At 63.1% G+C, this 16,207-nt stretch carries 15 protein-coding genes; 8 read left to right on the top strand and 7 right to left on the bottom strand.

Translation table 11 applies throughout. The features are described 5' to 3' along the window. Window positions 1-12: 12 nt before the first annotated feature. Window positions 13-144: a DUF7156 family protein gene (locus tag CWS39_RS30290; RefSeq protein WP_431306123.1), complete on the bottom strand. Its 132-nt coding sequence runs from the start codon at window positions 142-144 to the stop codon at window positions 13-15. Window positions 145-195: 51 nt separating this feature from the next. Continuing rightward, the gene (locus CWS39_RS12675) at window positions 196-1,131 is read right to left on the bottom strand and encodes a spirocyclase AveC family protein (RefSeq protein ID WP_142386841.1); all 936 of its coding nucleotides are present in this window, start codon (window positions 1,129-1,131) and stop codon (window positions 196-198) included. 81 nt (window positions 1,132-1,212) lie between these two features. Between CWS39_RS12675 and CWS39_RS12670 the strand changes: the two genes are divergently transcribed. Next, entirely contained in the window at window positions 1,213-1,689 is a 477-nt protein-coding gene (locus CWS39_RS12670) for a MarR family winged helix-turn-helix transcriptional regulator (RefSeq protein ID WP_233213483.1), read from the top strand. Between the two features lie 38 nt (window positions 1,690-1,727). Here CWS39_RS12670 and CWS39_RS12665 read toward each other — a convergent pair whose 3' ends face one another. From CWS39_RS12665 to CWS39_RS12645, 5 genes are all read right to left on the bottom strand, one after another. After that, on the bottom strand, window positions 1,728-2,858 hold the full coding sequence (locus CWS39_RS12665; RefSeq protein ID WP_431306124.1) for a cytochrome P450: 1,131 nt from the start codon (window positions 2,856-2,858) through the stop codon (window positions 1,728-1,730). 86 nt (window positions 2,859-2,944) lie between these two features. Further along, window positions 2,945-3,631 carry a TetR/AcrR family transcriptional regulator gene (locus tag CWS39_RS12660; RefSeq protein ID WP_102143259.1) on the bottom strand — a complete coding sequence of 229 codons (687 nt, stop codon included), beginning with the start codon at window positions 3,629-3,631 and terminating at the stop codon, window positions 2,945-2,947. A gap of 10 nt (window positions 3,632-3,641) precedes the next feature. Then, a complete protein-coding gene (locus tag CWS39_RS12655; protein WP_102143258.1) occupies window positions 3,642-4,871 on the bottom strand; it encodes a CaiB/BaiF CoA transferase family protein in 1,230 nt (409 codons plus the stop codon). 136 nt (window positions 4,872-5,007) lie between these two features. Further along, window positions 5,008-5,799, bottom strand: a complete 792-nt coding sequence (locus tag CWS39_RS12650; RefSeq protein ID WP_199178092.1) for a FadR/GntR family transcriptional regulator — start codon at window positions 5,797-5,799, stop codon at window positions 5,008-5,010. 80 nt (window positions 5,800-5,879) lie between these two features. Next, window positions 5,880-6,875, bottom strand: coding sequence for an LLM class flavin-dependent oxidoreductase (locus CWS39_RS12645; protein WP_102143256.1), 996 nt, complete (start codon window positions 6,873-6,875; stop codon window positions 5,880-5,882). Between the two features lie 1,261 nt (window positions 6,876-8,136). Here CWS39_RS12645 and CWS39_RS12640 point away from each other — a divergent pair. The 7 genes from CWS39_RS12640 to CWS39_RS12610 are packed head-to-tail and all read left to right on the top strand — an operon-like array spanning window position 8,137 to window position 16,206. Then, window positions 8,137-8,847: an MlaE family ABC transporter permease gene (locus tag CWS39_RS12640; protein ID WP_102143280.1), complete on the top strand. Its 711-nt coding sequence runs from the start codon at window positions 8,137-8,139 to the stop codon at window positions 8,845-8,847. After that, window positions 8,844-9,695 carry an ABC transporter permease gene (locus tag CWS39_RS12635; protein WP_102143255.1) on the top strand — a complete coding sequence of 284 codons (852 nt, stop codon included), beginning with the start codon at window positions 8,844-8,846 and terminating at the stop codon, window positions 9,693-9,695. The genes CWS39_RS12640 and CWS39_RS12635 overlap by 4 nt, the downstream gene beginning before the upstream one ends. 4 nt (window positions 9,696-9,699) lie before the next feature. After that, window positions 9,700-11,163, top strand: coding sequence for an MCE family protein (locus CWS39_RS12630; protein ID WP_102143254.1), 1,464 nt, complete (start codon window positions 9,700-9,702; stop codon window positions 11,161-11,163). 39 nt (window positions 11,164-11,202) lie between these two features. Further along, window positions 11,203-12,231, top strand: coding sequence for an MCE family protein (locus CWS39_RS12625; protein ID WP_199178097.1), 1,029 nt, complete (start codon window positions 11,203-11,205; stop codon window positions 12,229-12,231). Next, entirely contained in the window at window positions 12,228-13,616 is a 1,389-nt protein-coding gene (locus CWS39_RS12620; protein WP_102143279.1) for an MCE family protein, read from the top strand. The genes CWS39_RS12625 and CWS39_RS12620 overlap by 4 nt, the downstream gene beginning before the upstream one ends. Then, window positions 13,613-15,070, top strand: coding sequence for an MCE family protein (locus tag CWS39_RS12615; RefSeq protein WP_142386840.1), 1,458 nt, complete (start codon window positions 13,613-13,615; stop codon window positions 15,068-15,070). The genes CWS39_RS12620 and CWS39_RS12615 overlap by 4 nt, the downstream gene beginning before the upstream one ends. Next, on the top strand, window positions 15,067-16,206 hold the full coding sequence (locus tag CWS39_RS12610) for an MCE family protein (protein WP_102143252.1): 1,140 nt from the start codon (window positions 15,067-15,069) through the stop codon (window positions 16,204-16,206). Before CWS39_RS12615 ends, CWS39_RS12610 begins: the two co-directional genes overlap by 4 nt. Window position 16,207 lies beyond the last annotated feature (1 nt).

Here is a 16,207-nt window from a genome sequence, read left to right as displayed (position 1 = left end):
TCGAACAAGTAGTTAGCCATAACTGAGACGGACCACTAGGATGACGATGAACGCGACGGATCCGCCGATCAGTCTGACAGTTTCGTTCCACAGCGCGGCGTTCGTCGGCGGTGGCAGAAAGAACTCAGCGGGAAGGTCTTTCATGCTGACACGTCGTTGGGGATGAGCGTTCATTTTCGGTTACGTCCTTATAGCTCAGGGGATGTACGGGCTGTCGGCACCGGTCACGGCACGCATGACGACGAGCGGCACCACGAGAAGCAAGAAGAAGCTCACTTGAAATCCGACGAACCAGGCGCCCAGCCGCATCAATTCGAAACGCCACCGCGGGATCGTGACGTCGTAATTGAGGTAGGCGTCGAACTCCTGCTGCTTCGTCGCCGTCGCTGACTTCGTGGCAACGGCGAGGTTCCCAGGACCGGCGTCGCCTCCAAGCGGTGCGGCCGGAACAGCATTCTTCGGCACCGTGAAGCGGTCGAGCATGCAGAACCGTTCGAGGTGGTTGAGACCGCGGATAGGGGGTTTACCGGCCCAATAGGCGATGAGGTTGGGCCAGATGCACATGAGGCCGATGGTCCACAACAGGGTGATCCGACCGCCGCTGTCCCACTCCAGCACTGGCCCGATACCAGGGTCATAGGTCCACCAGCCCATCGCAGTCGCGGTGCCCTCGACCAGGAAGTCCCAGATGTAGTTGACCGGGATCGCAAGCACGAGCATCGATTTGAGCATGCTCCACCCCGTTCGTGACGACAGCCATTGGCTGAGCCACAGCACGAGCAGCGCGTGCACGCCCCAGTACACGGCGTATGCGAAGGGCATGAACAGCGGGTCATTTGGCGTCTTGAGCGGCAGCCAGTTCAGTAGGTGATGCTCGGCGAATGCGGGGCTATAGAACAGCATCTGGCCCCAGTCGCCGATCGTCTCCATCCAATACACCGCGATGCTGTTGAACAGAAACAGTAAGCCCCAGGTGAGGCGGCGGCGGCGAACCACGTCGGCGATCGCCAGCACGATGAAGATGCTCCCGACGATGGGGATGACCCAGTTGAAGAACCACACGCCGGCCGGGTCCGCGGTGGCAGGCGGAAGAAGGTCTTGTGCTGCCAGAATCACGGGCGCCTCGCTCATGGATCCGAGATAGTGAAGTAAGCTTCACTAAAATGGGTCGCGATGTCAACCGCCGGCCCGCGACTCGCCGGAGGAAGACCTGTGGATGAGCGGCGATTACTCGAGTTCCAGTCGGACTCTCTGCAACGGCACGCCATCGAATTCGGTGAATGGATGGTACGCGCGAGCAATAGTCGGGCGCATACCTTGGGGCACAGTAATTTACGACCAGCGCATGCCCGCTTCCTGGTGTTTCTCGGCTGGGAGGGCAGCCGCATCACCGATATCGCCAAGGCAATGGACGTGACGAAGAATGCGGTCGGGCAACTCGTGAACGAGCTCGAAGCGCTCGGCTACGTCGAGCGAGTCCCAGATCCGATCGACGGGCGAGCGAAGATCGTCCGCTACACCGACGAGGGCAAGGCGCTGATTGCCGACGCCGCCGTGATCGCGGAAAAGCTCGACGCCGAGATCGAAGCGATCATCGGCCCACGTCGCCTGTCCGAACTTCGATCCACCCTCGCCGACATCTGCCATCATCTCGGGCTCGGACCGGCGCCGGACGGGGGAGACCGGTGAGGCCGGTCAACGGCCTCCGCTGAGACTTGGTGCGGCCGTCAGCGTTCCCATCTCAGCTTGAGCGAGTTCAAACCCCACACCTGACCGCCGTGCTCGGTCGGTTCTTCGGCCAGTTCGTATTCGGGGATGCGGCGATGCCACTCTTCCAGCACGACCGCCATTTCCTGACGGGCCAGATGTGAACCCAGACAGCGGTGCGGGCCACCGCCGAACGACAGGTGACGGGTGACGCCACGATCGAAGTCGACCTTCCTAGCGTCGGGGTACATATTTTCGTCGCGGCCTGCGGCGGCCATCGGGAACGATGCCATGTCACCGGCTTTCACGGGGCAGCCGTGAAAGTCCATATCCTGCGTGGCCTTCCGCGCGGTCTGCACAATCGGATACGCCCGTAGCAGTTCCTCTACGGCCTTGGGGATGATGGACGGATCCGCCACGATTCGTGCCCGGTCGGCCGGATGAGTTGCCAGGTGCAACATCGCATATGACAGTTGACTCGCCACGGTGTCCAGGCCGGCCATGAACAGCAGCAACAGACAGTTCAGCAGATCGGTGTCGTTGATCGGCTCGCCATCGATCTCCCACTTGATCGCATTGCTGACAATGTCGTGAGCGTCGGGATCGGGATTGGCGCGCCGCTGCTCGATCAGCCCCGAGAAGTAGCCCATCACAGCCATCATGCCGTCGAGACGGATCGCGTTCACCTCGTCACCAGATCCCAGCGTGTGCAGAATCTTGTCCTCCCAGACCAGGAATTGGTCGAGCTGGTCTTCCGGCATGCCCATCAAACGGGTAAACACGATGGACGGGAACACCCGCGCCAACTGCGTCACGAAGTCGCAAGAGCCTTCTGGCACAAGCTCTTCGATGAGCTCACCGGCGAGGTGGTGCTGTTCGTCGCGCAAACTCTTGACGAGCCCGGGGGAGAAGTACTCGGCCAGCACATGCCGCCACTTCGCATGTTCTGGCGGATCGATCATGATCGGTATCCACTTGTAGGGCGGATTCGGATCCGACGGCACGATCACGCTGCTCGACCAGAGGTCGGGGTGCTGCAGACCGTCGAGGATGGTCTCGTAGTCGGTGAACATCCAATAGCCGGGCCCTTCGGTGTTTCGGAACACCGGCCGCAGATCATCCTGGGTGGCGTCCAGCATGCCGAAGTGCATCAAGGCCGGAGCCGATGGCGAGTTGAGATCCAGGTTCTTCTCGACCGGACACTGGGCGGGCTGGGTTTTGCTCACGATTTTCCCTTTCATCGACGTCGACCTCGTTTGAGTTGGTCGGCAAGATTGCTCAGTGCTTCGATGGCGGTGTCGACGGCATCTTCGACTTCTCTTGTCCGGGAGAGGCGTTCGCCGCCGGAGCCACCAGATGCGGCCAGGGCGGGGATGATGAAGTGACGGAATCGCCGTCGCACCTCGTCCGGGGACCGGTCGAGTTCCTCGGCGGCGATGTAGGTCTGTTCGACCAGGAAGTCGACGAGTTCGTCGATCTCCAGGTCGTCTCGCACTTCGCCGTTTCGCCGGCCCTCCTCGAGCACGTGCCCGACGGCGTCGACCGCGACCCGGTGTACGTGCGGATCGTGAACCGATGCGGAGTGCTGGGCGATCAGCGCGGAGATCGACGGATCGGTGGGCAGTTCGCGCGTCGTGTAAATCATTGCGGCCTCGAGCTTTGCGAACGCGCCGGCCTTTGCGGCCATCAGCGACTGCACCTCCGCCACGTGCCTGCGGGCCCGCAGGAGCGCCACTTGCACCAGCAACTCCGAGACGCTACCCAGTTGCCGGAACGCGGTCGCACGAGAGACTCCGGCCCTCTTGGCGACGGTGTCCATCTGCACGGCGGCGATTCCATGCTCTGCGATCTCCGCGTCGGCGGCCCGGATCAACCGGTCCTTGACGGTGCCGTCCTCGCGCACGGTGGCGTCGACGACTGTCATGCTGGTCGGCTCATGTGATCGCGCCGGAGATCTTGAGTTCGATGAGTCGGTCGTCGTCCAGGCCGAGTTCGCGGAGCACGTCGTCGGTGTGTTCGGCGAACTGCGGAGCCCGCGACATGGTGACGGGGTCGTCACCGAACTTGACAGGACTGGCGACCAACTTCTGCGAATTGCCTTCGGCATCAACGACTTCGGCAATGCGACCGTTGGCGATTAGCGCTTCGTCGTTGGCCAGCTCCCAAGCATCCTGCACGGGTGCCCACTGCCCGGTCCCGCGATCGAGCACTTTCTTGCACTCGGAATGGGTCAACTTGCCGATCGCCTCGGCGACGATTTCATAGGCGGCGTCTGCATTGGCGGCCATCGACTCCATCGATGCGAATCTCGGGTCCTCGGCATAGGCGTCCAGCCCCATCAGCCGGCAGAACTCCGGCCAGTACCGGGTGGGCTGCAGCATCGACAGCTGGACGAACCGACCGTCGGAGGTGCGGTAGGCCCCGGTGAGCGGATTGCCCGGCGCCTGTGTCTTGCGCTCGATCTTCGGCAGCGGGCCGCCCATCAGCATCGCCATGTTGACGCTGAACTGCGTTGTCCACGCACCGACGGCGAGCAACGAAACATCAAGGACGGCAGCCTCGCCGGTGACCTGTCGACCGAAAAGCGCCGCGGCAACTCCACCCGCGATCGCCAGCCCGCCGATGTTGTCGCCGTAGGCCCCCGCGGGCATGAACGCCACCGAGTCGGCGTCAGGGGGTGTGACGCCGTCGGCGCTGCCGCCGCGCGCCCAGAACGCCGTCGCGTCGTAGGCGCCGGCGTCACGGTCGGGTCCGTTCATCCCGAACCCGCTGCCCGCGACGTAGATGATGTCCGGGTTGATGCGTCGGACGTCCTCGACGTCGATGCGCAGCTTGGTGCGCGCGGACGGCAGATAGTTGGTGAGCAAGACGTCGCTGCGCCGGATGAGTTCCTCGAGCACCGGCCTGGCGTCGTCGTTGTCGAGGGCGAGACCGACGCTGCGCTTGCCGCGATTGGGTGCCTCCATGATCGGCGCGAACGACGAGCCCGGCTTGCTGGCGGCTTGGCCGAGCACCTTCACCAGACCTCGCTGCGCGTCGCCGGTCACCGGATGCTCGATCTTCACCACCTCGGCGCCCCAGTCGGCGAGCACAGCGCCCGCCGACGGGACGAACGTGAACTGCGCGACCTCCAGGACCCGGACGCCCGTTAGTGGCCTGGTCACGGATACTCCTGAGATTGTTGATCTGCGATGATGCATTTCTGCGACTGCTGACTCACAAAGTATCAGCTTTGTGGGCGCAAAGCGAGACCTGGATCACAAAGGTGAGAGCGCAACGGCGAATGGGATCGAGTCGCCGTCAGTCGATGATGTCGCGAACCCTGGTCTTCTCGTGGCCGCGCAGCATCGCGGCGCTCGCGGCTTCCATGTGGCGGCGCCAGTGGGTTTCGGCTTCGGCGCCTTTGCGAGCCTCCACCAAGTCGGCAAGGCGTGCGTAGGACTTGACCAGCCTGGCGTACTCCGCCTTCGCAACCTTGTTGGTGCTGTCGGCCCCGAGAATCGCTGCGGCCGTGTGGCGTTCGCCGATCTCATGCAGCATCCCGGCGATGATTCCGAGTGTCGCGTTGCCCGAGAGCTCGACCATCCGGCGATGCAGGTATGCCGACGCGGATGCCAGCGTGCCTGCCTCATACGCGTGAGGCACATCGTCGACCAGCCGCCGGAGTTCCGCGTGGGCTTCGGCAGTGCCGTCCTCGGCGAGCAGTTTGGCCGCCGGCGGTTCGATCACGGTGCGGGCGGTCATCACGTCTGCCAGCGTCGCGCCCGATAACGCGAGCAATAGTCCTGCCGGCCGCGCCACGATCTCGGGTCCGGGCACTCGCACCTTGGCGCCCGTGCGCGAACCGCGACGGACTTCGACGAGGCGCTCGGATTCCAGCACACGCACCGCTTCCCGCAAGGTGGGCCGGCTGACTTGGAAATGGGCGATGAGTTCCGCCTCATGGGGAAGAAAGTCGCCGTCCTTGAGTTGGCCGTCGACGACCATCCCGCGCAACGTGCGTGCAACCAGCTCCGAAGTCTTTGGGGAACGCACGGCGCCCGACTTCGACTCCGGTGAGATCATCGGTCCGAGCGGATCGGGTCGAGACACCGTGTCCTCTCTTCCGCAATCGCAGTTGTACTACTGAGTAAACCATGTGAATCGGGGTTTTCCGGCGGTGACTCGGGGTGTCAGTGCAGTTCGGACGCCAGTCGGACGGCGGCCGCGTCGTACTCCGAACGTCTGCGCCGACCGACAAGGAAACTGGGCGCCGCGATGAACGCCGTTTCGGGCAGCCGCTTGCGCTGGTTGAGCATCTCGCGGGCTTGAGCCGCATCGCCGCAGATTGCCACTGCCCACAACATCTCGTCGGTGACGTGGTCGGCCATGGCCTTCGGGCGCCCGTTTCGGAACTCGGCGCGGATCGCGGCAACCTCGTCCTGCCAGTCGTGCAACTCGACAAGGGCGTCATAGGTCCGCACGGTCAGGTAGAAAGCGATCTGCAGGCGTGCGTCGGTGATGGCGCGGCCGGGATCGGCATCGTCGATGGCGGTGATCAGCCATCCCCACCGTTTGAGGCTGCTCGCGTCGCGGCCCGCAGTGTCAGCGCCCCGGGAGAGCTCGGGATCGACCACTTCCTCCCACCAGCGATCGGTGAAGAGCCCGTGACCGATTACGCCGTCGGCGACGCGGCCCGCCGTGCGGATCATGATCTTGTTGAACGCACCGATCAGGATCGGCACGTCGAGTCGACCGAACACCGGCGCGCGGATGTCGGCATCGATTGAGTAGAAATCGCCGTGATAGCGGATGGCCTCGCCGTTTTCTGCGTGCAGGAACGCCCTGATCACCTCGATGAGTTCGGCCATGCGCGGCGCTGGGTGCTTGGCGTTGACGCCGAACCAGTCCCGGTTCATGCGGGTTGTGCCCGCGCCCAGTCCTAGGAAGACCCGGTCGTTGGCGCTCTTCGACAGATGGCGGATCGACGCGGCATGTACGAACGGGGACCGCGCGAATGCATAGGCGATGCCAGGGCCGATCATCGCTCTGGTCGTGGCAGAAGCCATCTCCGCAGCCGTCACATAGGCACTGAGGTCTGCGAATTCACCTGCGCAGAAGGCGCTAGCGCCCGCGTGCTCGGCCTCTGCCGCCAGTGCGGGGCCGGGCCAGGGAAGTCCCCACTTCATCTCTCATCCTCGGAACGTCGTTTACCTAGTAAGATAAGTGATGGTACACGCGCCAGCTCGTTCGCACCGGCCATCCGCCTAGTTCACGGTCTTCACCTCGCCTCGCGTTCATCACCCGGCGCAGTGGTTGCGGGAGCCATCAGCCGTACTGAGCAACCGCATCCGAGCCGTCGGCAGTGCACCTCGCCGGCTCCTGCGGACCGGCGCGGCGTTCGCCGCAGAACACATCATAAGTAGCTATATAGATAGATAATTACTTAGTTTTTCCGCCGCTTGGATATTCGAACACACTTCGTTGGCCTGCGGTTCGGCTAAGGCTGCGCCGAGGCGAATTTGCGCACCGCTGTCGTCCACTTGGGATCCATCGTCTGTAGCGCGATGACGGCCGGCCCTTGTCGCTGCCTGTCGTGGCCTGAGGGGATCCGGTGCTCGGGGCTGGCCAACCGCCCGCCGGGGAGACCTCTGCACAATCGGATCGGTCGATCTGCATTGACGTCAACCGTACCCAATTTGGGTATTTCCCTTCTTTTCGGAGTGGGCCTGAGAAAAGGGTAATTGAACGGACATGAGCCTGACTTATCGGATCTAGAACGTCCTTAATTGCTTGCAAGTAAATTTGCTGACAGTGATTGTTACTCGCTGTTCGAACATACCTTCCCGACCTATAGCAAATCCAAGGGCCAGAGTTTCGACACTCCGAGGCTGAAGGGGCCGCCAGCCGATTCCGACGTGCTGCGCCGTTTGGCAGATCGACTTCTGCCGGATCGCAGCTTCCTCAACTGTGCTGATAGGCAGCGGTGTCCTCGCCGATTACGTTCCCCGGTCGCTTGATCCTGGGCAGTCAGGCGACTGTCCACTGGATGAGACGTTCGTCGCGTAACTGTCGCATGCAACAAGAGCAAACGCTACTTGTTCAACTAGGTGAACCGGGGTGCCGATGTCATTGAAAATCCGAAACTGTTGCTACTGCGGAAAAACGTGGTGTACGGTTTGTCGGCAGTCAGCTGTGCGTTGAATCACAACTGGGCAGGTGGCTGGCAATACGATGGGGCTTGACGGAGGGGATTAAGCGGTCAATGAAGTGCGCCGTCGCCGAGGCTGTTAATCCATTGGACGACGAGGGTATGAGCACCGCCGGTCGCCCCCTCGGCTCGAACAGCGCGGGCCTATGCCGTCCAGCGCGGAGCGGAGTTCGATAGTGGCCGCGTACGAGCAGCCGGATGTAGCCAAGCCCCTGCGGGCGGTCGGCGACTTCTTCGCGATGTCGATGGACACGGTGGTGCAGATGTTCAAGCCGCCGTTTCCCTTCCGCGAGTTCGTTGAGCAGACCTGGTTCGTCGCGCGGGTTTCGGTCTTGCCGACCATCTTGATGGCCATCCCATTCGTGGTGCTGACCTCGTTCATTCTCAACCTGCTGCTCATCGAAATCGGCGCTGCCGACGCATCCGGAGCAGGGGCTGCCCTGGGCGCGGTGCTTTACATCGGACCGATCATCACTGTGCTGGTGATCTCGGGCGCAGGCGCGACGGCCATGTGCGCCGATTTGGGTTCACGCACCATCCGCGAAGAGATCGACGCGCTGCGGGTGCTCGGGCTCAACCCCGTCCATCGCTTGGTGGTCCCGCGGGTGCTGTCGGCAACCCTGGTCGCAGTCATGCTGACCTCTCTGGTCGTCGTGGTGGGTCTGTTCTTCGGCTTTCTTTTCTCGGTCTTTCTCCAAGACGTCACGCCCGGTGCATTCGTCGCGAGCCTGACGCTGTTGGTCGGACTACCGGAGCTGATCATCGCGCTGGTCAAGGCGATCCTGTTCGGATTCTTTGCCGGCCTCATTGCCTGCTACAAGGGCCTGTCGGTGGGTGGCGGGCCGCAGGGTGTCGGCAACGCAGTCAACGAAACGGTGGTCTTCACCTTCTTGGTGCTGTTTTTCATCAGCACCATCGCGACCGCTGTCGGCGCGAAGGCAACGCTGTGAGCGCCCCCGCACGGCCGGTTCTGCCCCGGGTGCAGCGCACGGCCAAGAGCTGGGTCGACACGTGGAACAGGGTCGGGGAGCAGGCCCAATTCTTTGCCAAAACCGTTTCCGGCACCAGGGACGTCTTTGTTCATTACAAGGTCGAACTTCTGCGGCAGATCGCCCAGATGAGCTTGGGTGTCGGGGCGATGGCGCTCATCGGGGGCACCATCGTCGTCGTCATCTTCCTTACCTCGCAGGTTGGCTCACTCGTCGCAATCCAGCTGTACGGCACCCTGGCCAATATCGGGGTGGAAGCACTGAGCGGCTTCGCATCCGCTTACATCAACACCCGCTTGGCGGCGCCCGCAGTCGTCGGCATCGCCCTTGCCGCAACGATCGGCGCAGGCTGCACCGCGCAGCTGGGCGCCATGAGGATCAACGAAGAAATCGACGCGCTGGAAGTGATCAGTATCCGCACGATCCCCTACCTGTGCTCCACCCGTCTGGTCGCTGGGGTCATCTTGGGAATCCCCCTGTTCTGCCTCGGGTTGCTGGCCGCGTACCTCGCGACCCGGCTCGGCACCACCCTTGCCTATGGGCAGTCGACCGGGGTCTATGACCACTACTTCGACACGTTTCTGAACCCAACGGACGTGGTTCTGTCCTTCATCCAGGCCCTCGGAATGGCGACGATTGTGATGCTCATACATACCTATTACGGCTATACCGCCTCGGGTGGTCCGGCGGGCGTCGGCGAGGCCGTTGGGCGAGCCGTCCGGGCATCCCTGGTCTCCGTCATCGTTGTCCTCCTATTCGTCGCACTGGGCATTTACGGCCAGGGCGGCGGCCTGAATCTGTCCGGATAGCGGTATGGCAGCACGGAAGTTGAGAGCCGGCGAAACCCGCGTTCACCCGGCCTGGTGGACATTGGGTCTGATCGTGGTGCTGGTGGCCGGGCTCATCCTGGTCTGGGTGCTGTTCACCGGAAGCTACAAGTCCTCCGTCCCGGTCACGCTGAAGTCCGAGCGTTCCGGGCTGATTATGGAACCCGGAAACGACGTCAAGCTGCGCGGCGTCGTGGTCGGCCGGGTGGATTCCGTCGCCGGGGGTGACGCGCCGGTGAACCTGACGTTGGATATCAACACCGATCAGCTCAAGTACATCCCGGCCAATGTCGAGGCGGAGATCAAGGCGACGACAGTGTTCGGCAACAAGTTTGTCGAGCTCGTCGTGCCCGACGACCCGAGCCCGGCGCGGTTGTCGAAAGGCGACGTGCTGATGGCGCGCAACGTTGCGACCGAGGTCAACACCGTTTTCGAGAACCTCGTCGGGGTGCTCAAACAGATCGATACCGCCAAGTTGAATGCCGTGCTATCTGCGCTCGCGGAGGGCTTGCGCGGTCAGGGCGATCGGGTCGGTGAGGCGGTGACGGCCGCCAACGAGGTGCTGTTGGAGCTGAATCCCCGCAGCGAGACCATCCGGCAGGATTGGCGGGCACTCAAAGACTTCAGCGACACCTACGGCGCAGCGGCGGACAACATCGTGAATGTGCTCGACGCGGTGAGCACGACCAGCACCACCATCACCGACAACGAAAAGCAACTCGATGCGCTGCTTCTCAACCTTGTCGGCTTCGCGAACAGCGGTATCAATCTCCTTGCCCCCAGCAAGGACAACCTGATCCGCTCAGTCAACGCGCTCGAGTCGACGACGAGCTTGTTGATGAAGTACAACCCGCAACTGACGTGCACGATCACCGGCGGCAAAAACGTCATCGACTTCGGGTTCGAGGACATCGCAGGCGGTGCCAACGGTAAGTCGGTAATCCTTGACGTGGCGCTGTTGCTGGGTGACGACCAGTACAAGTACCCGGACAACCTGCCGATCAACGGTGCGAAGGGCGGACCCGGCGGGAAGCCCGGCTGCGGTTCGCTGCCCGACGTCGCGCAGAACTGGCCGCAACGCCAGCTGATCACCAACACCGGTTGGGGCACCGGCGTGGATATTCGGCCTAACCCAGGCATCGGGTTCCCCGGCTACGCAAATTTCTTCCCGTGGACGCGCGCCAACCCGCAACCCCCCACCGTCAACCGGATCGGCCCGCCTGCGCCAGGTCCGATTCCCTACCCTGGTGCGCCGCCATACGGCGCAACGCAATACGCGCCTGACGGCACCCCCCTCTATCCCGGGTTGCCCCCCGCGCCCCCGCCGGGCGCGCCGAAGGAGCCGGGGCCTCGACCGGGTGAAGAGCCGTTCGTCGTGCCCTACCCGGCTCAGGTCCAACCCGTCCCGCCGCCACCAATCCCGCCAGGACCGGTGGTGCCTGCACCATGACCGATCGGCACGAGAGAAATCACACGATGAAAGACCACCATCATGGATAGCTTGCGGGGCACCCTCGTCCGCATCGCCATCTTCTTGACGGTGTGCACGCTCGGTTGGTTCGTGATGGTGGCCACCTTCGGCGAACTGCGGTTCGGCGGGGAATCGTCGTATAGAGCAGTGTTCGCCAACGTCTCGGGGCTGCAGACCGGCGATTTCGTTCGCATCGCCGGTGTCGAGGTGGGCAAGGTCGAAGAGGTCGAAGTACAGGACGACTCCACTGTGGTCGTGACGTTCACCGCCGATAACTCGGTGGTACTCACCGAAGGCAATCGCGCCGTTGTCCGGTACCTGAACCTGATCGGCGAGCGCTTCCTTGCGATCGATGAAGGCACCGGCGGCACAACGAGATTGAAACCGGGCGACACGATACCGATGGCGCAGACGCAGCCGGCTCTCGATCTGGACGCGTTGATCGGCGGTTTTCGTCCCCTCTTCAATGCGCTGAGTCCAGACCAGGTCAATGCGCTGACCGGTCAGCTCATCGAGGCGTTACAGGGCCAAGGCGCGACGATCAGCTCGTTCTTGAGCCAGACCGCTTCGCTGACAAACACATTGGCCGACCGGGACCGGTTGATCGGTGAGGTCATCGTCAACCTGAACACGGTGCTGGGTTCACTCGGCGACCAGCAAGATCAGCTGGGGAGTGCTGTCGACTCGCTTTCGGAGTTGGTAGCCGGCCTCGAACAACGCAAGCAGGACATCGCCAACGGCGTGGCCTACGCCAACGAGGTCGCCGGTTCGGTGGCGGATCTGCTTGCCCAGACCCGCCCATCCTTGACGAAGGTCGTCCATGAGGCCGACCGGACCGCGGGAAATATCGTCGCGGACGCCGACTACGTAAACAATCTGCTGGATACGTTGCCGGATGCGTACCGGATTCTGAACCGACAGGGGCTCTACGGCGACTTCTTCAGCTTCTACCTCTGCGACCTCGTGCTCAAGCTCAATGGGAAGGGCGGTCAGCCGGTGTATGTGAAGCTCGCCGGGCAGGACTCGGGGAGGTGCACGCCGAGATGAAGTCCTTCCAGGAAAGAAATCCGCTTGTCGTCGGCGCCATCGGGCTGGGGATATGCCTTGCGCTGATGCTGGCCGCGCTGCAGTACGACAAGTTGCCGTTCATGTCCCAGAAAAAGGAGTACTCCGCATATATCGCTGAGGCCGGCGGGCTCCTGTCGGGCGCCGAGGTGCGGGTGAGCGGGGTCGCATCGGGCGAAGTGGGAAGCATCAAGCTGGACGGTTCGCGCGTGCTGGTCACGTTCGACGTCAAAGACGACATCAGGCTGGGCGAGCGCACGGAGGCGGCCGTCAAGACAAACAGCGCCCTCGGGAGCAAGATCCTCGAGATCACTCCGCGGGGAGACGGCGAACTGTCGGGACCTATACCTCTGGACAGAACAAAGTCGGCGTATCAACTGCCGGACGCGATCGCGGATCTCACCACCGCGATCAGCGGGCTCGACACCGACCAGTTGTCCGATTCACTGAAGGTGCTGTCTGAGACTTTCGCTGACACTCCACCCGACGTGCGCGCCGCGGTCGAAGGGGTGGGACGGTTCTCGCAGACCCTGAGCGAACGGGACGCGGAACTGCGCAGTCTGCTGTCCAATGCCGACAAGGCGACGGGGATTCTGGCCGAGCGCAGCGACAAGATCGTCAGCTTGGTGCACGACACCAACGAGTTGCTCGCGGCGCTTCGTAGCCAGAGCGCTGCGCTGGACGCGTTCTTCAACAACCTATCGGCGGTGAGCCACCAGCTGGAGGGGTTCATCGCCGAGAACCGGACAGAGCTCAAGCCGGCGCTGGAGAAGCTCAACGGCGTGCTCGCCATCGTCGACAACCACCGCGAGCAGGTGAAACTCGCCGTCAAGGGGCTCAACCGCTACGCGCTCGGTCTGGGCGAGTCGGTATCGTCGGGTCCGTTCTTCAAGGCCTATCTGGTCAACCTTCTCCCTGGCCAGTTCGTCCAACCGTTCATCGATGCGGCCTTCTCCGACCTCGGGCTGGATCCCAACGTGCTACTGCCCTCGGAGATGACCGATCCGCAGGTGGGCCAGCCCGGCACGCCAGCGCTTCCGGTTCCGTACCCGCGCACCGGCCAGGGCGGAGATCCGAGGCTGACGATTCCCGACGCGATCACCGGCAATCCCGGTGATCAGGGCTGCGGACCGCCCGGCTTGCCGCTGCCCGGGCCCACCGGCTGCTACCCCTACCGGGAGCCGCCACCAGCTCCGCCGCCAGGCGGCCCGCCGCCGGGACCGCCAGCTCTGGCGCCGCCCGGACAGGAGTCGACGCTGACCCCGCCGCTGCAGATTGTGGAGCCCGCACCCGGCGAGCAGACACCCCCGGCACCCCACGCCGCCGGCTCTGCGCCCGGGCCCGTGTCCTCGGAGGGAGGCCAATGAGCATTCTGAGTTCCCGCGTGGGAAAGATCGGGCTGGCCGCTGCGCTGGCGGTGCTTTTGGTCGTCGGAGTCGTGACGGTCATGAGGCCGGGTGCAGGCCAGCGCGTCACGGTGGTCGGCTACTTCGAGAACAGCAATGGGATCTACACCGGCGACGACGTGGTGATCCTCGGTGTCCCCGTCGGCACCGTGGAAAAGATTGAGCCGCAACCCTTCCGGTCCAAGATCACCTTCTCGTTCGACGAAGAGTACAAGGTGCCCGCGGATGCGAAAGCCGTCATCCTCTCACCCGCATTGGTGACAGCCAGGGCTATCCAATTGGTCCCGGCCTACAGCGGCGGGCCCACAATGCAGGACGGAGCTGTGATCCCGCAGGAGCGCACTGCAGTGCCTGTTGAGTTCGATCAGTTCCGCCAACAGCTGGAACGGCTCGCCGACACTCTGCAGCCGACATCGCCCGGCGGGGTGAGCACCCTTGGTGAGTTCATCAACACCGCTGCCGACAACCTGCGCGGTCAGGGCGCGAACATCCGTGAGACTCTGATCAAGCTGTCGCAAGCATTCTCGGCCCTCGGCGACAACAGCAAAGGCCTTTTCGGCACTGTCAAGAACCTTTCGATTCTGGTCTCTGCGCTGCAGGACAGTACCGACGTCCTACGACAACTCAATGAGAATCTAGCGGCGGCATCCGGGCTCGTCGCCAACGACCGGAACGAAGTCGGTGCCGCCGTGCGCGATCTCGCGGCAGTAGCTGACGATCTGCGGAGCTTTGTGGCCGAGAACAGGGATACCCTCGGCACCACCTCAGAGAAACTGGCCGGCGTGACGCAGGTGCTCAATGACAACCTCGCCGACATCAAGCAGTTGTTGCACGTCGCCCCCAACGCGTTCCAGAACTTCTTGAACATTTATCAACCTGCGCAGGGCACCTTGACCGGTGCCTTGGCGGCGAACAACCTTGCCAACCCGCTCCAATTCATCTGCGGTGCAGTCCAAGCCGCATCGCGGATGGGTGCGGAACAGTCGGCGAAGTTGTGCGTCCAGTACCTGGCGCCCATCGTCAAGAACCGCCAGATCAACTTCTTCCCATTCGGGCTGAACCCGTTCGTCGGCGCGACCGCACGGCCGAACGAGGTTACCTACAGCGAGGATTGGCTGCGCCCCGACTACATTCCGCCTACCGGTTCGTCGGAGGGACTGCCGGCGGAGGCTCCTGCGCTGCCAGCATCCGATGTACCGGCGCCCGGCGGCCCGCTTCCGCCCCCGGGCAATGTGTTCACCCGCTTCGGCGAGCCTGCCAACCCGAACCATGGTCAGGCGCCGTTTGTGCCGGGTCGGCCCAACGAGCCGGTGCCGCTCAACCCGGGTGATGCGCCGGTAGTGCCCGCGCCCGTATCCACTGATCCGGCCGCCGGGTTGCCCGGCATGATGGTGCCCCCGGGAGGTGGGCAGTGAAACGGAACGGCCAGTGGTACACGGTCAGCGGCCTCCTCGCGCTGGCAGCGATTACCGTCTCAGGTTGCGCCGACTGGCGGGGACTGAATTCATTGCCCCTGCCTGGGACTGCGGGTGGTGGCCCAGGCGCCTATACGATTCAGGCGGAACTGCCGGAAGTCGTTAATCTGCAGAACAATTCGCGGGTCCGGGTGAACGACGTAACGGTCGGCAACGTCACTAGGATCGACCGTCAGGGATGGCACGCGCTGGTGACCATTCGGTTGGACGGGAACGTCGATCTACCTGCCAACGCCACCGCAACGCTGGGGCAGACCAGCCTGTTGGGTTCGCTGCACATCGAGTTGGCGCCGCCGACCGATGTGCCGCCGCAGGGCAAGCTGAAGGACGGTTCGCTGATTCCACTGTCGAACTCGAGCACGTATCCGACCACCGAGGAGACACTCAGTGCGCTGTCGTTGTTGCTCAACGGCGGTGGCGTCGGCCGGATCGAAGAGATCACCAAGGAACTGAGCACGGCCTTCGCCGGCCGCGCCGACGACCTACGAAGCCTACTCACACAGCTTGACCTGTTCGTGCAGTATCTCGACGACCAGAAAGACGACATCCTTGCCGCCGCAGATAGTCTGAACAATCTGGTCGGTCAGATTGCAGAGCAAAAGCCAGTCGTCGACAGGGCTCTCAAAACGGTTCCGCAGGCGCTCTCGGTCCTGCGGGACGAGCGCGAGACCATCGCCGAGGCAGTAGACAAGCTCGGGAAATTCAGTGCGCTGGCCGCCGATTCGGTCAATCAGACAAAAGAGAATCTGGTCAAAGAGCTCAAAGACCTTGGCCCGGTATTGGAATCACTTGCCAATGCGGGCCAGGATCTGACGCGTTCGCTGGACTTCTACTCCACCTTTCCGTTTCCCAAACCCACACTCAGCAAGTGGTTACGCGGCGACTACGCAAACCTGACCGCAGTGATCGATCTGACCTTGAGTCGTCTCGACGCATCCTTCTTGACCGGCACATTTCTGGAGGGCGAGCTGACAGAGCTCGAAATGCAATGGGGTCGCACCATCGGTCAGATGCCCAGTCCGTACACGGCCCGCAATCCGCTGGTCGTTCCGTACCACTTCAACCAGGGGCCGTGAC

The organism is Mycobacterium hubeiense, assembly GCF_002838065.1.
Taxonomy (GTDB): Bacteria; Actinomycetota; Actinomycetes; order Mycobacteriales; family Mycobacteriaceae; genus Mycobacterium; species Mycobacterium hubeiense.
This window is presented reverse-complemented; position numbering and strand designations above follow the sequence as displayed.

Coding starts and splice junctions, on each gene's coding strand:
- CWS39_RS12660 (WP_102143259.1), bottom strand. CDS start 3,631: ATGACAGTCGTCGACGCCACCGTGCGCGAGGACGGCACCGTCAAGGAC.
- CWS39_RS12630 (WP_102143254.1), top strand. CDS start 9,700: ATGGCAGCACGGAAGTTGAGAGCCGGCGAAACCCGCGTTCACCCGGCC.
- CWS39_RS12620 (WP_102143279.1), top strand. CDS start 12,228: ATGAAGTCCTTCCAGGAAAGAAATCCGCTTGTCGTCGGCGCCATCGGG.
- CWS39_RS12675 (WP_142386841.1), bottom strand. CDS start 1,131: ATGAGCGAGGCGCCCGTGATTCTGGCAGCACAAGACCTTCTTCCGCCT.
- CWS39_RS12665 (WP_431306124.1), bottom strand. CDS start 2,858: ATGCACTTCGGCATGCTGGACGCCACCCAGGATGATCTGCGGCCGGTG.
- CWS39_RS30290 (WP_431306123.1), bottom strand. CDS start 144: ATGAAAGACCTTCCCGCTGAGTTCTTTCTGCCACCGCCGACGAACGCC.
- CWS39_RS12645 (WP_102143256.1), bottom strand. CDS start 6,875: ATGAAGTGGGGACTTCCCTGGCCCGGCCCCGCACTGGCGGCAGAGGCC.
- CWS39_RS12615 (WP_142386840.1), top strand. CDS start 13,613: ATGAGCATTCTGAGTTCCCGCGTGGGAAAGATCGGGCTGGCCGCTGCG.
- CWS39_RS12640 (WP_102143280.1), top strand. CDS start 8,137: ATGTCGATGGACACGGTGGTGCAGATGTTCAAGCCGCCGTTTCCCTTC.